Source organism: Actinokineospora sp. NPDC004072 (assembly GCF_053604195.1).
Map to the genome: position 1 here is coordinate 97,383 of NZ_JBSGHB010000009.1, position 20,460 is coordinate 117,842.

The 20,460-nt window shown below is 71.5% G+C and carries 20 protein-coding genes; 8 read left to right on the plus strand and 12 right to left on the minus strand.

Going from position 1 to position 20,460, the window contains the following annotated elements:
- Positions 1 to 10 precede the first annotated feature (10 nt).
- Positions 11 to 1,195: an FAD-dependent monooxygenase gene (locus tag ACWEPX_RS15800; protein ID WP_451897882.1), complete on the plus strand. Its 1,185-nt coding sequence runs from the start codon at positions 11 to 13 to the stop codon at positions 1,193 to 1,195.
- Between the two features lies 1 nt (position 1,196).
- On the opposite strand, the gene ACWEPX_RS15805 is transcribed toward ACWEPX_RS15800, so the two are convergent.
- The gene (locus ACWEPX_RS15805) at positions 1,197 to 2,297 is read right to left on the minus strand and encodes a class II histone deacetylase (protein ID WP_451897883.1); all 1,101 of its coding nucleotides are present in this window, start codon (positions 2,295 to 2,297) and stop codon (positions 1,197 to 1,199) included.
- 145 nt (positions 2,298 to 2,442) lie between these two features.
- Between ACWEPX_RS15805 and ACWEPX_RS15810 the strand changes: the two genes are divergently transcribed.
- Positions 2,443 to 3,234, plus strand: coding sequence for a hypothetical protein (locus ACWEPX_RS15810; RefSeq protein ID WP_451897884.1), 792 nt, complete (start codon positions 2,443 to 2,445; stop codon positions 3,232 to 3,234).
- Between the two features lie 3 nt (positions 3,235 to 3,237).
- Here the strand turns inward: ACWEPX_RS15810 and ACWEPX_RS15815 are convergent, their stop codons facing one another.
- The 9 genes from ACWEPX_RS15815 to ACWEPX_RS15855 all read right to left on the minus strand — a co-directional run bounded on the left by ACWEPX_RS15815 (position 3,238) and on the right by ACWEPX_RS15855 (position 14,115).
- Positions 3,238 to 4,281: a hypothetical protein gene (locus ACWEPX_RS15815; RefSeq protein WP_451897885.1), complete on the minus strand. Its 1,044-nt coding sequence runs from the start codon at positions 4,279 to 4,281 to the stop codon at positions 3,238 to 3,240.
- Positions 4,278 to 5,369: a proton-conducting transporter transmembrane domain-containing protein gene (locus ACWEPX_RS15820; protein WP_451897886.1), complete on the minus strand. Its 1,092-nt coding sequence runs from the start codon at positions 5,367 to 5,369 to the stop codon at positions 4,278 to 4,280. The genes ACWEPX_RS15815 and ACWEPX_RS15820 overlap by 4 nt, the downstream gene beginning before the upstream one ends.
- A gap of 277 nt (positions 5,370 to 5,646) precedes the next feature.
- Positions 5,647 to 8,400, minus strand: a complete 2,754-nt coding sequence (locus tag ACWEPX_RS15825) for a putative inorganic carbon transporter subunit DabA (protein ID WP_451897887.1) — start codon at positions 8,398 to 8,400, stop codon at positions 5,647 to 5,649.
- The gene (locus tag ACWEPX_RS15830; protein ID WP_451897888.1) at positions 8,397 to 9,944 is read right to left on the minus strand and encodes a SulP family inorganic anion transporter; all 1,548 of its coding nucleotides are present in this window, start codon (positions 9,942 to 9,944) and stop codon (positions 8,397 to 8,399) included. Before ACWEPX_RS15830 ends, ACWEPX_RS15825 begins: the two co-directional genes overlap by 4 nt.
- A gap of 61 nt (positions 9,945 to 10,005) precedes the next feature.
- Positions 10,006 to 10,284 carry a hypothetical protein gene (locus ACWEPX_RS15835; protein WP_451897889.1) on the minus strand — a complete coding sequence of 93 codons (279 nt, stop codon included), beginning with the start codon at positions 10,282 to 10,284 and terminating at the stop codon, positions 10,006 to 10,008.
- A 240-nt stretch (positions 10,285 to 10,524) separates the two neighbouring features.
- A complete protein-coding gene (locus tag ACWEPX_RS15840; protein WP_451897890.1) occupies positions 10,525 to 10,974 on the minus strand; it encodes a MerR family transcriptional regulator in 450 nt (149 codons plus the stop codon).
- A 34-nt stretch (positions 10,975 to 11,008) separates the two neighbouring features.
- Positions 11,009 to 11,695, minus strand: coding sequence for an ANTAR domain-containing protein (locus ACWEPX_RS15845; RefSeq protein WP_451897891.1), 687 nt, complete (start codon positions 11,693 to 11,695; stop codon positions 11,009 to 11,011).
- Positions 11,696 to 11,806: 111 nt separating this feature from the next.
- Positions 11,807 to 13,171: a glutamate decarboxylase gene (locus tag ACWEPX_RS15850; protein ID WP_451898051.1), complete on the minus strand. Its 1,365-nt coding sequence runs from the start codon at positions 13,169 to 13,171 to the stop codon at positions 11,807 to 11,809.
- Between the two features lie 77 nt (positions 13,172 to 13,248).
- Positions 13,249 to 14,115, minus strand: coding sequence for a class II glutamine amidotransferase (locus ACWEPX_RS15855; protein WP_451897892.1), 867 nt, complete (start codon positions 14,113 to 14,115; stop codon positions 13,249 to 13,251).
- 202 nt (positions 14,116 to 14,317) lie between these two features.
- Here ACWEPX_RS15855 and ACWEPX_RS15860 point away from each other — a divergent pair, with 202 nt between their 5' ends.
- A complete protein-coding gene (locus tag ACWEPX_RS15860; protein ID WP_451897893.1) occupies positions 14,318 to 14,875 on the plus strand; it encodes a hypothetical protein in 558 nt (185 codons plus the stop codon).
- A 17-nt stretch (positions 14,876 to 14,892) separates the two neighbouring features.
- Here the strand turns inward: ACWEPX_RS15860 and ACWEPX_RS15865 are convergent, their stop codons facing one another.
- Positions 14,893 to 15,717: a DUF72 domain-containing protein gene (locus ACWEPX_RS15865; RefSeq protein WP_451898052.1), complete on the minus strand. Its 825-nt coding sequence runs from the start codon at positions 15,715 to 15,717 to the stop codon at positions 14,893 to 14,895.
- 142 nt (positions 15,718 to 15,859) lie between these two features.
- Positions 15,860 to 16,366: a hypothetical protein gene (locus tag ACWEPX_RS15870; RefSeq protein ID WP_451897894.1), complete on the minus strand. Its 507-nt coding sequence runs from the start codon at positions 16,364 to 16,366 to the stop codon at positions 15,860 to 15,862.
- Between the two features lie 10 nt (positions 16,367 to 16,376).
- Between ACWEPX_RS15870 and ACWEPX_RS15875 the strand changes: the two genes are divergently transcribed.
- The 5 genes from ACWEPX_RS15875 to ACWEPX_RS15895 all read left to right on the plus strand — a co-directional run bounded on the left by ACWEPX_RS15875 (position 16,377) and on the right by ACWEPX_RS15895 (position 20,358).
- Entirely contained in the window at positions 16,377 to 16,706 is a 330-nt protein-coding gene (locus tag ACWEPX_RS15875) for a hypothetical protein (protein WP_451897895.1), read from the plus strand.
- Positions 16,707 to 16,725: 19 nt separating this feature from the next.
- On the plus strand, positions 16,726 to 17,433 hold the full coding sequence (locus tag ACWEPX_RS15880; RefSeq protein ID WP_451897896.1) for an endonuclease V: 708 nt from the start codon (positions 16,726 to 16,728) through the stop codon (positions 17,431 to 17,433).
- A 62-nt stretch (positions 17,434 to 17,495) separates the two neighbouring features.
- Positions 17,496 to 17,930, plus strand: a complete 435-nt coding sequence (locus tag ACWEPX_RS15885; RefSeq protein WP_451897897.1) for a hypothetical protein — start codon at positions 17,496 to 17,498, stop codon at positions 17,928 to 17,930.
- Complete coding sequence (locus tag ACWEPX_RS15890) at positions 17,927 to 19,072, plus strand: ATP-binding protein (RefSeq protein ID WP_451897898.1); 1,146 nt, start codon at positions 17,927 to 17,929, stop codon at positions 19,070 to 19,072. The genes ACWEPX_RS15885 and ACWEPX_RS15890 overlap by 4 nt, the downstream gene beginning before the upstream one ends.
- Positions 19,069 to 20,358, plus strand: a complete 1,290-nt coding sequence (locus ACWEPX_RS15895; protein ID WP_451897899.1) for a tetratricopeptide repeat protein — start codon at positions 19,069 to 19,071, stop codon at positions 20,356 to 20,358. The genes ACWEPX_RS15890 and ACWEPX_RS15895 overlap by 4 nt, the downstream gene beginning before the upstream one ends.
- Positions 20,359 to 20,460 lie beyond the last annotated feature (102 nt).

Here is a 20,460-nt window from a genome sequence, read left to right on the forward strand (position 1 = left end):
AGGGGGCGCGGTGAGCGGTGTCAGGGTGTTGGTGGCGGGGGCGAGTATTGCGGGGCCTGCGCTGGCCCACTGGTTGAATCGGCGGGGGGCCGAGGTGACCGTGGTGGAGCGGGCTTCCGAGTTGCGTCCTGGTGGGCAGGCGGTGGATGCGCGTGGGGTGGCCAGGGACGTCATCGGGCGCATGGGGTTGGATGCGGTGGTGCGTGCGGCGTGCACTGATACCGCTGGGGCGCACACTGTGGACGCGGACGGGAAGGTGCTGGAGACCTTCCGGGCCGAGGACGACGGTGGTGACGGGTACATCGCGGACATCGAAATCCTGCGCGGGGATCTGTCCCGAGTGCTGTACGAGGACACCCGCGACGGCGTGGAGTACGTCTTCGGCGATCGGATCGCGGAGCTGACGCAGGACGCGGACGGGGTTGACGTGGTCTTCGCGGATGGCGGCCGGCGGCGCTACGACCTGGTGGTCGGGGCTGATGGGTTGCACTCGGCGCTGCGGGCGATGGTCTTCGGGCCGCATGAGCGGTACCTGCGCCATCTCGGGCACGTGCTGGCGTTCTACAGCGTGCCCAACGAGTTCGGGTTGGACCGCTGGCTGCTCGAATACCAGGACCAGGCGACCGGGCGCTCCGCCCTCCTGCGGCCCATCCAGGACGCCACCCGGGCGATGGCGATGTTCACCTTCCCCTCGGCTAACTTCGACGTCGACCACCGGGACGTCCCGGCGCAGAAGGCGCTGCTGCGCGAGCGGATGGCGGGGCTGGGCTGGCTGGCCCCGGACATCCTCGCGCACCTGGACGACACCCCGGACTTCTACCTCGACCAGGTCGCCCAGGTGGTCATGGACCGCTGGTCGCGCGGCCGGGTCGGGCTGCTCGGGGACGCGGCGTTCAGCTCGTCGCCGCTGTCCGGGCAGGGGACCGGGCTGGCCTTGGTCGGCGCCTACCTGCTGGCCGGTGAGCTGGCCGCCGCTGGCTGGGACGCCGAGGCCGGGTTCGCCCGGTACGAGGAGCGGATGCGGCCGTTCGTCGAGGGTAACCAGGAGATCGGCAGGCTCAACGCCCGCAGCCGCGACGTTCCCGGGCCGGGTCCCGACTTCGCGGGCGAGTGGTTCATGGAGCTGGTCGGGCGCGCGATCAACGGCGTCGAGCTGCCCGACTACGCCGGGGTGCCGGACTCCGGAGCCCCGTAGCTCACCGGATGTCCTTGACCAGCTTCTCCGCGGCCTTGATGACCTCCTTCTGGTGCGGTTGGAGTTCCTGCTGGCCCAGCCGGTCGAACACGAAGGGGCTCTCCAGGGGGTCCTCGACGCCTGCCAGCACCTCGATCACCGCCTGCGTGCAGAACGGCACGTACGCCTCGTCGTACCCGCCTTCGTTCGAGCACACGATGCGGCCGTCGCACAGGTCGGCCGCGGCGTCGATCAGGGCCTTGGCCATCTCCCGGAACCCGGTGGGGGTGACCATCATGCGGCCGAGCGGGTCCAGGGCGCTGGCGTCGAATCCGGCCGCGACGACGATGAGGTCGGGCCGGAACCGGCGCAGCGCGGGCACCACGACCCGGCGCATCGCCTCGGCGTAACCGCCGTTGCCCGTGCCCGGCGGGAGCGGGAGGTTCAAGGTGTAGCCGAAGCCCGCGCCCGCGCCGCGCTCGGTGAGGTGGCCGGAGTCCGCGGGGAACATCCGGTCCTGGTGCAGCGAGAGGGCGAGCACGTCCGGGTCCTCCCAGAACACCGCCTGGGTGCCGTTGCCGTGGTGCACGTCGAAGTCCACGACCGCGACCCGCTCCACCCCCTGCCGCTGCCGCGCGACCTGCACCGCGATGGCGATGTTGGCCAGCATGCAGAAGCCCATGCCGGAGTCGGGCAGGGCGTGGTGGCCCGGCGGGCGGACCAGCGCGTAGGCGTTGTCCACCTCCCCGCCCACCACGGCCTCCACAGCGCGGATCGCACCCCCGGCCGCGAGCCGCGCGATCTCGACGGAGCCGCGCCCGAACGGGGTGCCCCCGTCGCCTGCGTCGCCGCCGGTGTCGTTGGCGTCTATCAGGCGTTGCAGGTGCTCGGGGGTGTGGACGAGCAGGATCTCCTCGTCGGTGGCCTGCCGCGGCGCCAACCGCGTCAACCGATCGATCAGCCCGCTCACCACGACCAACTCATGCGACCGGCGCTTGGGTTCGGGGTTCTCGAAGTGGTGGAACGGTTGCAGCCCCAGCCGGTGATCAGCAGGCCGCAGCGCCGCGTACGTCCCGGTGTCATGCCACCCGTACAGCTCGTGGTACACGTAGCCAGTCGCCATGATCACGATCGTGGCCGCCCAGCAGCGCGCTGATCTAGACCAATTCGGGGCGTGCTGGCCGGCATCCGGGGCATATCAATCCCCGGGGACGTCACCCGCTCGTAGTGGGATGCTGCGGCTCGGCGCCTGCTGGCACGATCACCGCGTGGAGTCCTGGGAGTTGCACGTCGTGGCTCGCCGGTACCTGGCGGCCCGGTACGACGAGCTGGTCGAGACCTATGCCGGTTTGCCCGATCAAGGGCGGACGGCTGGCGACTACTCGGATGAGGCGAAGCGGATCTACCCCAGGTACAACGCGGTGGCCGCGATGCTGGAGGAGGTCGAGAGGCTCGATCCCGATGACCTCCCGGAGCTCGACCGCCTCGCCGCTGATCTCGCCGCGGCGGCCTTCGTCGCGCAGTCGCCCTTCACCAAGCCTCCGATGGAACAGGTCGAGGCGGAGGTGATCGAGGACGAGCGGCTGCGGTTCCGCCAGCTCATCCCTGTCTGGATGGCGAACCCGCCGCCGGCGGTGGTCCCGATGAAGTACCGGCGGGTGCTGCGGCAGGAGGAGTCCGCCGATTGGCGTCGCCGGCTTGAGGCGCGGTGGGGCCTGGTCGACCTGTGTTGGCACCCGCAGATCGAGGATTCGGTGCCGGAGGACGTGCTGGTGCTCCGGGGGAGGTCCATGTGGGATGGTCCAGGGGTCGATCGCGTGCGCGAGGCGCTGCGGGGGATGGGGCGGCTCCGCGTGGTCGAGCTGCGTGAGTACGGCGCTGACCGGCTGCTGGACGTCGAGGGGGTCGAACCCCGCTACACCCTTGCCGAAGGGGTGTGGACCGATGAGACGCTCGACTGGATCGCCTACGCCTCCCACGAGGGGACCATCGCGTTCGGTGGCACCCTCGCTGCCGTCCTCCCAAGTGCCTGGCCGGACATCGAAGGGTCTCGCTGGTAGCCGCTAGACCAGCACGCCGAGGGCTAGGGCGGTGGCGCTGATCGTGACGGCGTAGTGCTCCAGGCGGGTCAGGTCGGGTTCGGGGGTGGGGTGGGGGGTGCCGCCGAAGAGGCGGAGGAAGGCGCGCAGGATGGTGATGCCGTTGATGGCTGCGGCGACGGCCAGCAGGGGTGTCGTCTCGATGGCGTGGTGGGTGCCTGCGAAGCCGAGCAGGGGTGGGAAGCCCACCGCGGCCAAGCCGAAGACCAGGAACGCCACGGCCAGTCGGGGGGTGGCGGTCAGGCTGCCGCGAGGGGTGGACAGCGAGAGGTCGCCGCGGCGGGCGGTGAGGGCGGCGGTGGTCATGGCCAGGCCGGTGGCGGCGACGGCCATCGCCTGCCAGGCGATGCCCGTGAGCAGGAAGCAGTTGAGCGACAGCAGCAAACCGGCGAGGCCGCGTCGGGCGTCGTTCTGGGCGGCGGCGTACCCGGCGGCCAGGACCGCGAGTGCGGCGATGGCCGTGCGTGCCGGGGTGGGCAGGGCGGTGGGGTCCACCGGGACGACGGCTACCGCGACGAGCACGCCCATCGGCGCTCGCGTCGTCCACGCCAACGCCCTGGCCTGCGCTGCCAGGGTCAGGCCCCAGCCCATGCAGACCATGCCCACCGCCTGGGCCAGCAGGTACACCGGTCCGCGCACGAAGCGCAGCGCCAAGGCGACCGAGCAGGCCCACAGCAGCACGTCCGCCACCGCGTGGTGGAACGCGAGGTGGGCGGTGTCCACGGCGAAGAGCACGCAGACGAGCCCCAGCGTGCGCGGCGGGTGGTCGGCGGCGGGGGCCAGCGCCGTGGCCAGCAGGCCGCAGAGGGCGACCGCCACCAGCGCTGACGACGGGGCGGCAAGCAACCCCAGCCACGCCCCGATCACAGGCACCAGGGACGCGGCGAGGAGCCCGGTCGCCCAGTGCACGGCGGTCCGGCGCGCGGCGACGGGCGTGGCGCGGGTGGCCGTGGTGATCCCGGCGACGACCCACAGGATCGCGATCACGAGCGGGGTCAACGAGATCATCGCCTGCCTCGCAGGAGTCGGGCTACCGGACGCATGGCGCGGTCGAGCAGCAGGCCGTCGGTGTAGCCGCGTTCCAGCGCGAAGCGGTAGACGCGCAGGCGCGCGGGCTCCGGCAGGGCGGTGAAGACCCGGCCCGCAGGCGGCAGCGGGCGGGCGAGGTCCTGTTCAAGCAGCCGGTGGTCGTGCAGCAGGCTCGGCGAGCGCAGGAACTGCCCGGTGCGCAGCAGGGCGTGGGCGGCCAGGTGGATCGCCGCCAGCACCGTCCAACCCGCGCCGACCTCGACGAACACCAGCGCCACCTGCGTCATCGATGCGTAGGCCAAGGCGCTCTTGATATCGGTCTGCACCCGCGCGACGACGGTCGCATGCACGGCGGTCAGGACCCCGACGGCGATGATCGCCGCGTGCGCGAAGGTCGACTCGTCCCACAGCGGCATGGTGTGCAGCAGCAGGTACGGGCCGAGGCTGACGGAGATGGCGCCGTAGAAGACCGCGCTTGAGGGGGTCGGACCCTCCATCGCCCTGGGCAGCCACCCGCCGAACGGGAACTGCGCCGACTTGCCCATCGCCGCGAGCAGCAGCAGCGCGCCGACCAGCGGCGCGGAGGCGTTGGGGAGCACGAGCGCCAGGACGAGCCCGATGTCGGAGAGCCGGTAGGCGACGAACGCCCGCAGACCGTGTTCGAGCGGCCCGCGCCGCTGGTGGAAGAACGCGATCAGCAGCGCGGACGCCAACCCGCACACCTCCCAGCCGATCAGCGTCTGCCGCAGCCCCCGCCCGCCGACGACGAGCTCGGCCGCGGCGACGAACAGCGCGAGCAGGAGGTGGAAGCGGAGGAAACCGGGGTCGCGGTGCAGGTACCGGCGCGAGAAGACCGCGATCAGCCCGCCCAGGAGCGCGACCAGCGCGGTGAAGGACCGCTCCAGCCACGTCCCGGCGAAGGGCGCGGCCAGCAGCGCGGTCGCACAGCCGCCGACGGTCACCCACGACACCACGCCCTCGCCCAGCCGCACCCCGAACCAAGCCGGAATGGCAAGCCCGCCGAACCCGACCAGCGGAGCGAGCGTGGCCAACCACCAGGCGCTCACCGCACGCCTCCACGCAGAACCCAGGCGCATGCCGCGCGCCCGACCCGCTGGCGGGCGGGTTCGTAGGGCGGGTTGGACCCGCCCAGGCAGGCTTGCCGGGGAGATGCGGGGGGAGCGGGTGCAGTTGGTGGGGGCGGCCCGGACCGGCGCGGGGCCGTGGGTGCGGTTGGTGGTGGCGGGGTGATGGGGCTGGGCGTTTCGAGCGGTGGGGATCCGCACGGGGTGGGCTTGTGGGGCCGAGAGGAGTGGTGGGTGGGCGGGCGCGAGGGGGCGGGGATCATGATGCGCCGTCCAGGGCTGGGGTGGGTTGGGCGGCGAGGACGTGGGCGCAGCCGACTGGGCCTCGGTTGCCCGCATAAGCCGAGCGGGAGCGGTCGACCACCGGGAGGGTGACGTCGGAGGGGGTGTAGGGGGTGAAGCCGCCGTCGGTGAAGAGGTGCATCTTGTCGTCGTCGGGGTTCCAGGCGACCAGGCGGATCCAGCCGTTGCCGACGAGGCGGGCCAGGTCGGGGTCGCGGAGGCAGATGTCGAGCAGGCGGGTGGGGGTGGTGCGGACGACCAGGAGGAGGCGGACCGGCTCGTGGATCTCGACCATCTGCCAGGGCAGGCCGGTCCGCAGGTCGGAGGCGTGGCCGTCCATGACCCCGATCAGGCCCACCACGTTGTGCGGCAGCTTCGTCCCGCAGCCGTAGCCGATCGGGTCCACGAAGCTGAAGTAGTACTCCAGGTTGATCCCCGCGCACACCGGGCCTGCCGCCCGCAGCAGCGCGTCCAGCAGGTCGTGGTGGACGTCGGCCTCGCCGTCGTAGGAGATCAGGAAGGCGCGCCGGTCCAGGAACAATCCCCTGGTCAGACTGCGCTCCCCGACGATGCACACCGCGTTCGTGGCGTGGCCGTACTCCGGACGCGGCTGGGAGAGGTCGATCGAGTGCCGCAGCACGTGGCCGATCGCTCGCTCTTCGGGCAGGTCTTGCGGCGCGGACTCGAAGCGCCTGCACCGCTCGTGCGCGTCCGCCGCGCACGCCGCGCTGAGCGCGGCACGGGCGCGGTCGAGGTCGGCGGCGCGCTCCGGGGGCACCAGGTCGGTGTCGTAGTACACGACCGTGTCGTCGGCGGTGTTGTGGTACGCGCCGACGAACCACGTCCCCTCCGGTATGTCCACACCGGACTCCCGCAGCCGGTCGCGGACGGCGGGGTGGTTGGCCATCGCGGCGAAGGCGCGCGCGTTCGGGCCGCCGCGGCCGCCGCCGGTCGCCCCGCAGTCGTGCGCGGACTCGTGCGGGTTGTTCATGCTGGTCGAGCCGTGCCCGACGATGAGCACCAGCGGCGTGAAGCCCGCCGCCAGCCCGGTCGTCCTGGTGATCCCGGCGACGATGGCGGCCATCTCCGCGACGCTGAACTCCGGTTCGATGGCCAGCCGGGTGCGCGGCGGCGCCGCCTGCCGGTCGAACAGCCGGTGCGCGAGGGCCGGGAACAGGCACCGCGCGACGAGGGCGGCGGCGTGCCCGAGGCCGAGCGCCACCGTCAGCAGCCCGCCGCGGCCCAGCGTGCGGGTGCCGACGTGCAGGTGTCTGCGCCAGCGGGCGCGCAGCGTGGCGCGGGGCGTCGCGTCCGCCACCTCCACGACCGACTTGGTCGGCGTGATCACCACCGGGCAGAGCGGCCGGTCCCGCACATCGCGGAGGCCGCGGTAGCGCATGGCGACGCCGAAGAACCCGGCCGCGCCGAACGTCGCCACCTCGGGCGCGATCTCCTCCAGGTGCCTGCGCAGCGACTCCTCCCGCTCGTCGAGGCAGAACACCGCCTGCCATGCGGGCGCCTGCGCGGGCCGGGCCAGCCGCCGATGCGCGGCCAGGCAGCCGAGGACGTCCTCCTGGTGGCGGCGCTCGTAGGCCAGGTGCAGCAACCGCCGCCTGCGCAGGCCGTCGAACTCGGCGACCGCGCCGAGCCACGCCGCGGCGTGCCGGGGGTCGGCGAGCAGGTCGGTGTCTACCGGCATCACCTGGGCCAGCACGAACGCCTCGTGCACCAGCGCGAGATCGGGGCCCGGTTCCGGGACCGGCAGGTGGGGCAGGGCCGCGACCGACCGCGCCGCGAAGACGTCCAGGACCAGCTGGACCGCCAGGTAATCGGTGAGGCGGGCGGGTGGCGCGGCGACCGGCGCGTTGTCGGGGCGCAGCTCCAAGTGGCGGACCATGCCCGCCCAGCCGGGCAGGGACAGCAGCGTGTCCTGGACGACCTCCGGCCACTCGGCCTCGACCACCCCGAGTTCGCCCAGCGCCCACCGGATCGTGGCGACGGCGTCCCAGGACCGCTGGTCGGCCAGGGTGGCGGACAGGCCGCGCAGGAAGCGCGCCGGTGCCGCGCCCTGCCCGTACAGCGCGCGGAACGCCGCGAGGAGCCCGCGCTCGCGGGCGGGCATCGGCCAGTGCGCCACGCCCTGGTCGAGGAACGCCGCGGTGAAGCGGATGAGCACCGGGTGGACCAGGTGGTCGGCGTCGGCTCCGGTCGCGGCCAGCAGCCGGTCCCTCGGCCGCGCGCCCGGCGCCCGTGTCGCCCGCTCGGGCGCGACCACGGCCAGGTGCTGCCACATCGCGCCCAGGTCGACCCCGGTGAGCGCTGCGCGGCGTGTGGGCGACGCCAGAGGCGTGATCGTCGTCAGCAGGTCGGTTTCGGCCAGCAGCCACGGGATCTGCCTGGCATCGGGCACGTCGACCCGGTGGTGCAGACGTTCGCAGTGGAACAGCGACCGGTTCGGGCCGCCGGGGATGACCGGCCTGCCGCCGTCGTCGACCTCGTCGGCCACGACCGCGTCGATGTCGGCGGTGGTGATGCGGCCCTGGCGCAGCAGGTCGTGGAAGGCGTCCTCGCTCTGGTAGGGCTCGGTGCCGTAGAGCTGCGACGCGGCGGCGATGGCGTCGGTGAACTCCATGCTCTCGAAGGCGTGCAGGGTGTTGTGGTGCACGAACGCCTGCAGCGGGCCTTGCGTGGGCAGCAGCTCGGCGGCGTGGTCGACCAGCTTCTCGATCACGGCCGCCGCCGGTGGGTGGCGTGCGGGTGGTTGGCGACCGCGGCCAGGCCGTCGCGCCCGGTGATGGTCAGCCGCGCGGTCGGCCACTCCTTGGCCAGCGTCTCCAGCCGGTCGAGGAAGGTGTGGTCGACCAGGCGCGCGTCCCGGAGGTCGACGACGACCTCGGAGAGGCCGTCGCCCGCGGCGGCGACCGCGCGCCGGATCGGCAGCAGCGCCGGGAACACCGCCGCGTCGCGCACCGTCAGCGTGAGCACCGATCCCTCGCGGACCGCGCGCACGCGGGGACGCACGAGGGCGGTCACCGGGACACCGCGCGCCACGTGCAGGATGAGCTTGAGCAGCAGGCCCGCGCCCACGCCGACCAGCAGGTCGGTGAGCAGGGTGACCACCAGCGTGGTGAGGAACAGCGCCAGCTGGTCGCGGCCGGTGGTGGCCGCGTGGCGGAACGCTCCCGGGGAGGCGAGGCGGAACCCGGTGTAGACGAGCATCGCGGCGAGGGCGGCCAGCGGGATCATCTGGAGCACGCCGGGGATCAGCGCGACGAACAGCAGCAGGAACGCGCCGTGGGAGAAGTTGGCCCAGCGCGAGGTCGCCCCCGCGTCGACGTTGGCCTTGCTGCGCACGATCTCCGAGATCATCGGCAGGCCGCCGATGAGCGCGCAGACCAGGTTGCCGCCGCCGAGGGCCAGCAGGTCCCGGTTGAGGTCGGACACCCGCCGCAGCGGGTCCATCCCGTCCACGGCGATGACGGTGAGCGTGGACTCGACCGAGCCGATCAGCGCGAACATGAGGATGTACTGGATCGATGTGCCGCTGGTGATCTGGCTGAAGTCGGGCAGCACCACGGCGTCGACCAGCGACCCGGGCAGGCTCACCAGCTTGATGGCGGGCAGATGGGCGAGCAGCGCGATCGGCACGGCGACCGCAAGCACGGCCAGCGGGGCGGGCACCGCACGCACGCCCCGCACCCGCGGGACCACGATCATCAGCGCGAGGGAGACCACCCCAATGACCAGCACGACCGGGTCGGCGTGCAGGAGGCTGCTCGGGATCTCGGCGATCAGCCCCACCGGTGACCCGGCCGCCGGCGCGACCCCGGCGAGCACGTGGACCTGCTTGGCGATGATGATCACGCCGATCGCCGCCAGCATCCCATGCACGATCGACGGCGACAGGATCATCCCGATCGTGGCGACCCGGAAGAGGGCGAACAGGATTTGCAGCACCGCGGCGACCACGCCCACGGCGATGGCCCTGCGGTACCCGGCCACCAGGTCGCCGCCGCCGAGGTCGTGCACCGCGCCCACGGCGATGACGATGAGCCCGGCGGCAGGCCCCTTGATGGTCAGCCGGGCGCTGCCGAGCAGCGTCACCAGCACGCCGCCGACGATCGCCGTCATGACGCCTGCGATCGGCGGGAAACCGCTGGCCAACGCGATTCCCAGGGACAGCGGCAGGGCGATGAGGCAGACCAGGAAACCGGCTCTGATGTCGGCGGGGGAGAACCCCCGGATCGCCGTTTTCGGGCGCGGACCACTATTCATGAAAATTCCTCGGGTGGGGGCGGCGCAGCCGGTTAATGGGCGCGCGCGAATAACGGGCGGTTCAGGCGGAAATGGACATTCCGACTGGCGAACCGCGCGCTACCGGAGGAACGGGGACCGCTGTCCGCAGCGGCCAGTCCGCCTGGCCCGCCGCGCACCGCTGAGCTGGCAGTACGACGCCCTTGTCCTTGCGCTGCACGACATCTTGGCCGTCCTCAACGGACCCCGACTCATCGCACACGACGACGGCCGCGGCCCCGACGAACGGGCAGGAATCCGGCACTTCGGCCATCGACCCGAATAGGGCGATCGCAATGGCGACCACGATTGCGGCCAGCACGACACCCTCCCCCGTCGCCAAGACTTTGATTCGATCATGGCATGAAAGGGGGTGGCGTCAAGGGTTGCCCATTCCCATTCTCGCTGACGTCGAAAAACTGTGATCAACATTGTCCGCGTGTTAGTTTATTTTATTGCCCAGTGTCAACGAAATGCCGGCTGACAAGTTGTCGGGGTGCACTTGGGTGACGATCAAGGGCCACTCGCCGGTAGGACCGAATCGCCGGGGGCGATGGTGTGATCAGGGGATGGCTCGGTCGGCGTTGGCGATGATCGCGTCGTGCATGTACTTCGACAGTCCGGGGGCTACGTCGTCGAGGACCTCAAGCCGTTCCCGGGGCGTCAGGGTGATGCCGAGCTTGCGGGCATTCAGCTCTTTGTCGATGGCTGCGACCATCGCCTCGTGCCGGGCCATCCGCTCGGTGAGGAGATCGCGTTGGTGGCGGAGTTGGTCTTCGTCGGTGGCGTCGGCGAGCATGGCGGCGATCGTGGCGAGGTCGAAGTCCAGTTCCCGGTAGAACAGGATGCGCTGGAGCCGCCTGAGGTCTTCTGCGGAGTAGAGCCGGTAGCCCGCCGCGCTGCGGTCGCTGGGTTCGAGCAGGCCGATCTCGTCGTAGTGGTGCAGGGTGCGCACCGACACCCCGGCCAGTTCTGCCACCGCGCCGACGGTGTGCTCGTTCACGTCATCCATGCCGACCACAGTGCGGCCTCACCTCGCGGGAGGGTCAAGCGCTGCCCGCCCGGTCGTCTGATGTCCGGAGCTCGCCGGTTCGGGTGAGGTGGTCGGCCAGGTCGCGGAGTTTGAGGTTGGTGTGCTGGCTCGCGCGCACGAGGAGGCTGAACGCCTGGTCGGCGGTGAGCTTGTGGCGTTCCATCAGGATGCCCTTGGCCTGGCCGATGAGGTCGCGGGTCGTGATCGCCTCGGCGAGGTGGTCCTGTTTGCGGGCGGCGGCCAAGGCGACCGCGGCGTGGTCGGCGAACAGGAGGCCGACGTGCTCGGATTCCTCGTTGAACGCCCGCGGCAAGGCGGAGTACAGGTTGAGGGCGCCGAGATCGTCGTCGCGGACGAACAGCTGGAACGAGAGCATGCTGGCCACCCGGAGCTGCTGCACCCGCTCGGTGAACGAGGGCCACCGCCGCTCGGCGGCCAGATCGGGCACCGAGACCATCTTGTGCTGGTAGAGCGCGTCCAGGCAGGGGCCCTGACCGGCGTCGTACTGGCCCTGGTCGACCTGGTTCGGCAGCTCGTCGGTCACCGCCACCGTCTCGATCTGGCGCCGGGAGACGACGGTGATGATGCCCGCGTGCTCGGCGCCGGGGATGGTCTGCACCGCCGAGCGGACGATCGCGTCGAGGGTGTCCTGCGCGTTGTCCTGCTCCTGCAGGGTGCGGGCCACCTCGCTGAGCTGCACGGCCAGTTCGTCACGATCGGGCCCCGCCCCTGGCCGTCCTCCTGAAGTGTTCGCCACTGCTCACCTCTTCGGGTTCGAGTACCCGGCCGTAGACGAAGTATCACCGCATCGTCATGACGGGGCTTGGTGGGTGCGGGCGGTGTCCGCGCCGTGGGAGAAGGACGCCGACTCCTGACCGCGCTGGGGGCGGTCCTGGGCACGCAGCCGGGGGAGGGTGCGGCGGAGGGCGTCGATGAGCAGGTCGGCGAGGTCGCGGCTGAAGCCGTTGCGGACCACGATGCGCAGCACGGCCAGGTCCTCGCGGTGGGCGGGGAAGGTGTAGGCGGGCACCAGCCAGCCCTGTTCGCGCAGGGCGGCGGAGACGTCGAAGACGGAGTAGCCGGTCTCGCCGTCGGCGAGGGTGAAGGCGAACACCGGGAGCTGCCGCCCGTCGGTGAGCAGGCGGAACGCGCCGAGGTCTGCGATGCGGGCCGCCAGGTCGGCGGCGACGTCGCGGCAGTACTGCTGGACGCGGCGGTAGCCCTCGCGGCCCAGGCGCAGGAAGTTGTAGTACTGGGCGACGACCTGCGCGCCGGGGCGGGAGAAGTTCAACGCGAAGGTGGGCATCTCGCCGCCGAGGTAGTTCACCTTGAACACCAGGTCGGCGGGCAGGGCGTCGGCGTCGCGCCACACCACCCAGCCGACACCGGGGTAGACCAGGCCGTACTTGTGGCCGGACGTGTTGATCGATGCGACGCGCCGCAGGCGGAAGTCCCACTCCAGGGCGGGGTCGCAGAAGGGCGCGACCATGGCCCCGGACGCCCCGTCGACGTGCACGGGGATGTCCCAGCCGCGTTCGTCGCGCAGCCGGTCGAGGGCGGCGCAGATGTCGGCGACGGGCTCGTAGCTGCCGTCGAAGGTGGAGCCCAGGACGGCGACCACGCCGATGGTGTTCTCGTCGCAGTGCGCCACGGCCTCCTCGGCGGTCAGGTGGAACCGGTCGCCCGCCATCGGCACCAGGCGGGCCTCGACGTCCCAGTAGTTGGCGAACTTCTCCCAGCAGACCTGCACGTTGACGCCCATGACGAGGTTCGGGCGGTGGGTCGCCAGCCCCGCGGCGCGGCGCCGGTGCTGCCAGCGGCGCTTGAGCGCGAGCCCGGCGAGCATGCACGCCTCGCTGGAGCCGGTGGTGGAGCAGCCGGTGGCGCGGTCGGGGTCGGCGGCGTGCCAGAGGTCGGCCAGCATCCGCACGCACCGCTGCTCCAGGTCGGCGGTGCGCGGGTACTCGTCCTTGTCGATCATGTTCTTGTCGGCGCACTCGGCCATCAGCGCCTGGGCGGTGGGCTCCATCCAGGTGGTGACGAACGTGGCCAGGTTGAGCCGGGCGTTGCCGTCGAGCATCAGCTCGTCGTGGACGATCTGGTAGGCGGTGTCGGCGGCGAGGCCGTCGTCGGGGAGGCGGTTGCGCGGCACCTCCACCGGCTCGCGGGTGAACACCGGGTTGACCGCCACGTCCTCCCGACCGGTGGCGTGCGGGTCCGCTGGGTTGAGGGGCACGTGCGGGCCTTTCGTGGTCAGGCGCCTGCTTGGGACGCCGCGGCGTGGGCGCCGAGCTGGTCCAGGGTCAGCGGGTGGCGCGGCGGGTGGTCGACCGCGGTGCGCCGGGTGACGCGCAGGCTGCCGTCGACGTGCAGCAGCTCGCCGGGGCGCAGCTCCTGCCACCCGGGGTCCTCATCCATCCGCTCGCTGGCCACCACCACGGCCGGGTGCTCGGCCAACGCCCCCGCCCGAGCCCGGATGCGCCCCGACGCGCTGGCGTGCTCCAGATGCCGCCCCCCGTGCGGCCCACCCGCGCCGCGCTGGAGGACGAACAGGTCGTGGGTCTCGGGGTAGCGCAGCGCCCACAGCTCGGTGGGGGTGGTCAGGATGAGGTTGATCGCGTAGATCGGGAGGTGCTCTGCCGCCCAGCGGGTCGCCGCGGTGATGCCTTCGCCGATGTCGCCGGTGGCGTCGACGTGCTTGGTGACCAAGGCGAAGTACCGCTCGGAGTCGGTGTCCCCGGAGACGAGGTCGCGGTAGGGGCCGAGTTCGGCTTCGAGCGTCGGCAGGTCGCCGATGACGCCGTTGTGCGCGAACAACCGCCCACGCTGCTCGAACGGGTGAGTGTTGCGCGGGTCGAGCCCGCCGGTGGAGGCGTAGCGGATGTGCGCGACGAACGTGGTGGAATCCCGCTGCTTGGCCTCCTGGGCGAACTCCTGGTCCTGGTAGGCGGCGAGGGGCTGCTTGTCCACCTGCGGGTCGCCGTCCTCGCCGAACACCCCCAACCCGGTCCCATCCGGCTCCCGCCTGCTCTGCTCGGCAAGGCTGTCGGGCGCCTCCAACAACCAGAACGTAGCCCGCACCCGCCGCGGCGCGGCCGACAGGCCGAACAACCGGCACATCCGCCCTCCCGTGGTCACCTCCCACTGGAGGTACCCACGAGGTCGTCCCGCAAGCGTCGGGCACCGGACGGTCACCGGTGTAGGTGTCGCGGAACGGGGCGTCCCCGACTGCTCCTGCGCGCAGCGATCGACGTGCTTCTCCGGCACCTGGTCTTGGGCGGCTCACCGGTATCCTCCGCGCCAACTGCTGGGGGTGGGGAACTTGAGCGGAGAGTTGGTCAGGAGCGGCCCGTGGGCGAACTGGCCTGCCCTTGCGGTTGTCTGCATCTTCCTCGCCGCTCCAGCGCCTGGTCTGCTGAAGACCGAACTGGGCGTCGACCTTCCTGCGGCCGCGGTCGGTGCCGTCTCGGCGGCGGTCGCCTGCGAAATCATCTGGCGCTTCGGAATTCGGCCTCGGCTGCTGTGGAACGAAGGAGGTCTCGCCATCGTCCATCCGCTCAGCGTCTGCCTAGTCCGCTGGTCGGAGGTGGCGACCGTCGAGTTGCAGGGCAATGCGATCCGGGTATCCGCTTCTGCTGGTCAGACCCATGAATGGGATTTCGACCGAATGTGGTGGCTGGCGCGGCTTTCGGATAGGTATGCGTCACGGGGCGTGAACGCCGTGGAAGAAATGCGCAGCCACCTCGGTCGTGGTGAGGCTCACCGACTGCCCGCCGCCGAGCTCTCCCGGCCATGGGTCATGTGGTTGGTGGTAGCAGCAACCGCGCTGCTCGCGCACTTCGTCACCCCCTTCGTGATCGCCTTGGATCCTGCGCTATAGGGGGCTGCGGCTGTTGCTCAGAACAGGGTGGCGGGCTCTACCGGTTCCGGTTCGGGCAGGGCGGGGAGGGTGGGGGCTAGGGCTCGGACGTCGTCGTGGAAGCGGCGGACGAGGGCGGGGGCCTCGTCGTTGTCGGGGGTGTGGATGAAGATGGTGGGGGAGCGGCCCTCGTGCAGCCAATCGGCGGCGACCGTGGTCCACGGCTGCCATCCCTCGACCGTGTCCTCGATCGAATCGCGGCCCAGGTAGCGGATGATGGGGCGGTCGGTCAGGGCCTTTGTGCGGCGGGGGAGGCGCGGCTTCTTGGTCCAGGCGTCCCGCTCGGCCTCGCTGGTCGGGGGGCGCTGGAAGAAGACGGTGGTGTCGAACGGAACCCACTCGGTGTTGGCGTCGGCGAGGGTCCGCTCCAGCAGCGCTGTCGAGGCGGCTTCGGTGAAGAATCTCGGATGTCGCACCTCGACGGCCCGCTGGCGGTCGGTGGGGAGTCTGCGCAGGAAGCGGCCTAGGGCATCGACGTCACCCGGGCCGAAGGTGGCGGGAAGCTGTGCCCAGAGCACCGCCCGCTCACCGAGCGGCTCGATCGCGTCGAGGAACGCCCGCATCTCGACCTCAACCCCGGCGAGCCGACGCTCGTGGGTGACGACTTTGGGAATCTTCAGCACGAACCGGAATCCGGCATCGGTCTGCTGCGCCCACGTCGCAACCGTTGCCCGCGCGGGTGTCGCGTAGAAGGTGGTGTTCCCTTCCACGGCATTGCACCAGCTCGCGTAGGCACGCAACCGCTCCTTGGCAGGCAACGACTGCGGCATGAACCGCCCAGGCCACGCTTTGTGCGTCCACATCGCGCACCCGACGTTCAGACGTGCCACTCCGCAAGCTCCCCTCGAACCTGATCAGCAGCTTACTCGGCAAGGCGGTGGCCGAGTCCCTGCCTACGCCGCGAGTTGCCCGGTCCTGGAGAGCAGGATTGACCAGTTGAGCTGGTCAGTCGGCATCCGGATTCGCTTCCACCACGGTGCCCGAAACCACTCCCGGCGGTATCCCAGGCGCCGGTTCCGCGTGCGTTTCGGGCCATGAATCCGGGGCTGGTCCGAACGCGCGCCGCGCCGCCCGGACGGCCAGGGCGGCGACGGTGGCATTGGCGCCGCCGCCGATCACCGCGCCGATGCCGAACGGGGCCACGCGGCTGAGCACGATGACCCCCTGCTTGATGCCGTACTTGGTGATGAAGTTCCGGCCCAGCACACCGTTGATCTGGCGCAGCGTCGCCGCGGGCACCTTGCTGACGAGTTGGCGGGCCCAGTGCTGACCCGTGCGCTCGGCGACCTTGCCGATGGTCTTCGTCCCGGACTCGCCGAGCAGGATGCCCATGACCAGGGTCCGGCGCCGTTCGACCTCGTCCACCCGGACCCCGTGGACCTCGGCGACCGAGAGGACGAACAGGGCGCTCAGTTCGAGCGAGGACAGGGCCTCACCCGCCGACAGCGCCACCGCGACCCCGGTGCCGATCCCCGGCGCGGCTGCGGCCCCGCCGACCGCGGCCCCGGTGCTCGCCAGCGCGCTGACGTACATCCGCTCCAACGCGCGGACGACCTCCCCCGGCGTGGCCTCCGGGTTGCGCTGGCGGGCCCGCGCGATGTTCTTGCGAACCAGCTCGCATCAGGGGTATTGCTACTACTGGTTCGCCGCCGATGAAGGCGATGATCCACCAGTGATGGAGTACATCGAATGCGAACCGGGCGTTGCGAGGCGGTGGTCATCCTTCACGGACTTCTTGTCGGAGGAGTTGGATGGGATCGCTACCCAGGCGAAGTGGAGGTCGACCGAGTGAGGACCGCTGGGCGTGGTGCTTGCGCACCACGCCGGTTGGGCTCGACGTCATCGCGCTGCAGGGCGACGTGACCCCGGACGAGGCGATTGCTGAGCAGGTTCGGTTGGCGCCGTTGGTGGTGGCTGCGCCGCCTGCTGGGTTCGACCCTCGGGTGGCGGTGGGGCTTGACGTGGCCTATGTGGATGGGACTGGGGATCTGGTCGCGGCGGCGGCCTGTGTGGACGTCGTGTCGGGTGGGGTGGTGGAGTCGGTGGTCGTGGGTGGGCATACCGACTTTCCTTACGTTCCGGGGTTGTTTGCCTACCGCGAGTTGCCTGCCCTGCTCGACGCGCTCGCCGCCTTGACAACCCAGCCGGATGTGTTGGTGTGCGACGGTCACGGGGTGGCTCACCCGCGCCGCTTCGGGCTGGCGTGTCATCTCGGTGTCGAGACCGGTGTTCCGACGATCGGGGTCGGCAAGAGCGCGATGGGGGCGTTCGAGATGCCTGCGGCGGCGCGTGGTTCGTGGACCGACATGGTTGACGACGGCACTGTGGTCGGTCGGGTGCTGCGGACGCAGGACGGCGTCAAACCGGTGTTCGTGTCGGTTGGCCACCTCATTGATCTCGACACCGCCACCGACCTCGTGCTGCGGCTCAGCCGCCGCTACCGCCAGCCGGAAACCACCCGCGCCGCTGACCACTTTTGTCGGCAGGCTGTGAAAGGCTTCCGCCAGACCGACGCCTAGCCGGTGCCGGTCGTGGACCGGGTGGTGCGCGCGCCGCCGTTGAGCAGACGAGAGAGAACCGCATGGCCAGGGACAACGACCCCGGGGTGGTCGCCGAGCTGGACCGCCTCGACGAGGCGGTCAAGGCGGCGCCTGCTGGAGACACGTCGGCGCAGATCGCGTTGTGGCGGCAGGCCACCGCGCTGGAGCACTGGTTCTTCATCGCGCGCGGATCGGCCGAGCAGCCGCGTCCCTACGGCGTGGCCGCCCCGCAGGGGCCGATGATCTGCCTCTACAGCAGCGCTGAACGCGCGCGGGACGCAGCCCGGGGGCTGGGGCTGGTCGACTCCGAGGACGGCTCGGTGCCGTTGTTGGCCGTGCCGATGCCCGCTGCGATCGACTACCTCGCCTCCTTCGGCCCGTCCGGCGTCGCAGGCGTCGTGCTGGACCACCCGCGGCTCGGGCACTGGATCCCGCTGGCGAACCTCGGCTTGCTCAAGGGGTGGATGGCGCAGTGAGCGACAGCTTCGTCGAGGTGATCGCGCGCGACGTGGCCGCGGACCCGGGCAATCTCGCGTTGCGTGAGGACTTCATCACGCTGCTGCTGGAGCAGGACCCGGACCGCGCCGCCGCCCAGCTGGCCGAGTTGGAAGCCCTCGGCGGCGACGCGGGGCGCATCCGGCTGCTGCGGGCCCGGCTGATGGCGGCGCGGTTGCGCGTGTCGAACCAACCGGTCCCGGCCCCGGCCGACGACGACCCCGAGGACGAGGGCGCGGCGCTGTGGGACGCCGAACGCCCGGCGGTGACGCTGGCCGACGTGGCGGGTCTCGCCGAGGTCAAGCGGCACCTGCACACCGCGTTCCTGGCCCCGCTGCGCAACCCCGAGCTGGCGGCGGCCTTCGGGCAGAAGCCGGGCGGGTCGCTGCTGATGTACGGCCCGCCGGGGTGCGGCAAGACGTTCATCGCCAGGGCGATCGCGGGCGACCTCGGCGCGTCCTTCCTCCACGTGACCCTCGCCGACCTGCTCAGCAAGTGGATCGGCGAGAGCGAGAAGGCCATCCGGAGCGTCTTCCGCAACGCCCGCGCCGCGGCGCCGTGCGTGATCTTCTTCGACGAGTTCGACGCCCTCGGCGGGCGGCGCACCTCCGGCGGCGGCGGGTCGCAGGCGATGCGGATGATGGTCACCCAGCTGCTGGAGGAGCTCGACGGCGTGGCCAGCGCGAACGACGGGGTCTACTTCCTGGCCGCGACGAACCGGCCGTGGGACATCGACTCCGCCCTGCGGCGGCCGGGCCGGATCGACAAGACGGTGCTGGTGCTGCCGCCGGACGCGGTCGCCAGGGCGGCGATCATCCAGCGCGGCCTGGAGGGCAAGCCCGCCGAGGTCGACGTCGCCGCCGTCGCCGCGGCGACCGAGGGGTTCTCCGGCGCCGACCTGGCCCACCTGACGACCAGCGTGCTCCAGCAGGCGATGGTCGAGTCGATGGACCGGGGCGAGCTGGTGCCGGTCACCACCGAGGCGGTGCTGGCCGCGGTCGGCGGCATCATCCCGTCCACGACGTCCTGGTTCGACCAGGTGGCGCCCGTGCTGGAGTACGGCGTCGACGACGGCACCTTCGACCAGCTCCGGGCGTACCGGGTGAAGCGGGGCATGCGATGAGCGGACGCACCACCTCCGGCGTGGAGCGCGATCTGGACCTGGCCTGGGAGCTCTTCGCGGCCCAGCCGACGCACCCGCGGGTCGCCGAGCTGGCCCTGCGGGTGCTCGCCGACCAGCCCGAGCGCAGCAGCGCGGCGCTGCTGCTGGGCAACCACCGGGAGATCTGCGGCGAGACCGACGAGGCGCGGCGCATCTACCTGCAGGTGGCCGGCCGACGCGACAGCCAGTTCATCAACGCGGCGCGCGCCCTGCGGCACCTGGCGGCAGGCGAGCACGACGACGCCGAGGCGCTGCGGTGGGCGCACATCGTCTTGGGCGAGGACCACGAGGACTGGGACGACTGGATGGAGCTGGGCTCCGCCCAGGCGCTCTGCGGGGAGTTCGAGGACGGGTGGCGCCACCTCGACGAGGCGGTGGCGATGTGCGCGCGCACGTCGCCGGACGAGCTGCCGAAGGCGCTCGGGATGCGCGCGGCGTACCTGCTGGGGAGCTTCGCCCCGGTCGACCGGTTCGTCACCGCGGCCGAGGAGGCCATCCAGGCCGACGCGGCGAACTCCTCGATCGCCCTGCTGCTGGGCTGGGCCTACCTGGTGCAGTACCGGTTCGCCGACGCCGAGCAGCTCGGCCTGCGGCTGCTGCGCGCGAACCCGACCGACGACATGCTGCACAACCTGGTCGGCACGGCGCGGACCATGCTCCAGATCGTCGAGAACGCCAGCGCGCAGGACATCACGATGGAGGACATCCGCCGCAGCGGGGTGATCGAGCTGGGCTGGAAGCAGCTCCGCGACCGGATGCTCGGCGTCGACCTGGCCTCGGCGTTGGCCGGGTTGGACGAGGTGATGCCCGCGGACCTGCGCGCCACGCTGCGGCCCGGGGCGTCGCTCGCCGAGGTGCCGGACGCCGACAAGCTCGGCTCCATCGCCGCGGAGGACCTGGTCGCCTGGCACGACGGCCAACCCCCCGGCACCGGCGCGACCTGGGGCCTGCCCGAGCCGTTCCGCCTGATGTCGGCCGCCGAGATCATCAGCATGAGCGCCGAGATCGAAGCCGACCCGGCAGCGCACCCGGCCTGGCCGGAGAACGACGCCTGGGAACAGGTGATGACCGACGACGCAGGCTCCTACCTGGTCATCATCGCCTTCGGCGCCCTGGTCAAGCGCCACCCAGGCTACCCGGACGAACCCGTCGCCCCGTCAATGGCCGACTGGATCTGGGACCGGGTAGCCGCCTTCGGCGGCGTGGACCCGCGGCCAACGTCGCGGAAGTCCGAGCCCGTGGCATGATCGAGTCTGGTGCTACACCGCCGACGCGGTGGTGGGGCTGCGCTCCGACCGTTATGCGGAGGCCGACATCTCCGATCAGGCTGAGCGACCTCACCGTGCCGA